At 65.9% G+C, this 1,323-nt stretch carries 3 protein-coding genes; 1 reads left to right on the forward strand and 2 read right to left on the reverse strand.

Going from position 1 to position 1,323, the window contains the following annotated elements; all coding sequences use genetic code 11:
* Positions 1 to 240 (forward strand): trehalose-6-phosphate synthase (locus tag I0Q12_RS32750; RefSeq protein WP_231610565.1); only part of this gene is annotated, 240 nt, incomplete at its 5' end.
* Positions 241 to 265: 25 nt separating this feature from the next.
* On the opposite strand, the gene I0Q12_RS13200 is transcribed toward I0Q12_RS32750, so the two are convergent.
* Both I0Q12_RS13200 and I0Q12_RS32755 read right to left on the reverse strand, forming a co-directional pair.
* Complete coding sequence (locus I0Q12_RS13200; protein ID WP_197252350.1) at positions 266 to 706, reverse strand: response regulator; 441 nt, start codon at positions 704 to 706, stop codon at positions 266 to 268.
* On the reverse strand, positions 703 to 1,323 hold a 621-nt coding region (locus tag I0Q12_RS32755), incomplete at its 5' end, for an ATP-binding protein (protein ID WP_231610566.1). The genes I0Q12_RS32755 and I0Q12_RS13200, both read right to left, overlap by 4 nt.

Here is a 1,323-nt window from a genome sequence, read left to right on the forward strand (position 1 = left end):
GACGGCACCGGGGCGCTCGTGCTGAGCGAATTCACCGGTGCCGCACACGAACTGCATCAGGCGTACCTGGTCAATCCGCACGACCTCGACATGGTCGGGGACACCATCGTCGAGGCGCTCGGCGCCGATCCGGCGGAGCGCAAGGAGCGGATGGTCGCCCTGCACGAGCAGGTGGTCGAGAACGACGTCCATCGTTGGGCGGCAAGGTTCCTCGACGCCCTGAAGCGATCCGGGGATTGACGGCCCGAGCGATCGCCGGGACCGCTCAGCGCCGGGGCAGGCGCACGACCTGGACGAAGAAGTTGTCGATCTGCCGCACCGCCGCGATGAACTGGTCCAGATCGACCGGCTTCGTGACGTACGCATTGGCGTGGAGTTTGTAACTCCTCACGATGTCCTCCTCGGCACCGGACGTGGTGAGGATGACGACCGGGATGTCCGCCAGGTCCGGGTCGGACTTGATCTTCTCGAGGACCTGCCGGCCGTCGTACTTGGGCAGATTCAGATCGAGCAGGATCAGATCGGGCCGGACGGCGTCGGCGTATTCGCCCCTCCGATACAGGAAGTCCAGTGCCTGTTCCCCGTCGCGCACGACGTGCAGCGTGTTGCCGACCTTGTTGAATTCGAAAGCCTCCTGGGTCATCAGGATGTCTCCCGGGTCGTCCTCGACGAGCAGGACGTCGATGGCGTGGCCTGAGGGGCTCATGGGTTCGTTCCTTCGGTCGGTGTGGCAGCGACAGGCTGCGCGTCATCGATGGGTGGGTTCTCGGCGACCGGGAGGGTGAAACAGAAGCGGGCGCCGGTATCGGAACCGGGGTCGAGCCGGATCTCGCCACCGTGGTACTCGACGATCTTCTTGCACAGGGACAGGCCGATCCCGGTGCCCGAGTACTCCTCGCGGGCGTGCAGACGCTGGAAGATGACGAAGATCTTCTCCGCGAATTCTTCGGGCACACCGATTCCGTTGTCCTGCACACATATCCGACACATGTCGCCGTCCTGCTCCGCGGTGATGACAACCCGCGGTTCGGTGTCGGGGCGGCTGAACTTGAGCGCGTTGCCGATCAGGTTCTGCCAGAGCATCGACAGCAGGGTCGGGTCCCCGTCGACCTCCGGCAACCGCTCGGGCCGCTCGATCCGTGCGCCGGTGTCCTCGACGACGGCGGCGAGGTTCGCCAGGGCCTTGTCGAGCGGGCGGTCCAGGGGGAGTCGCTCGAATCCGTCACCGACGCGGCCGACCCGGGAGAACGCCAGCAGGTCGTTGATCAGTGCCTGCATCCGGCGCGCGCCGTCGACGGCGAAATCGATGTACTGCCGGCCGCG

Source organism: Rhodococcus sp. CX (assembly GCF_015865005.1).
In the GTDB taxonomy this organism is placed as follows: domain Bacteria; phylum Actinomycetota; class Actinomycetes; order Mycobacteriales; family Mycobacteriaceae; genus Rhodococcus.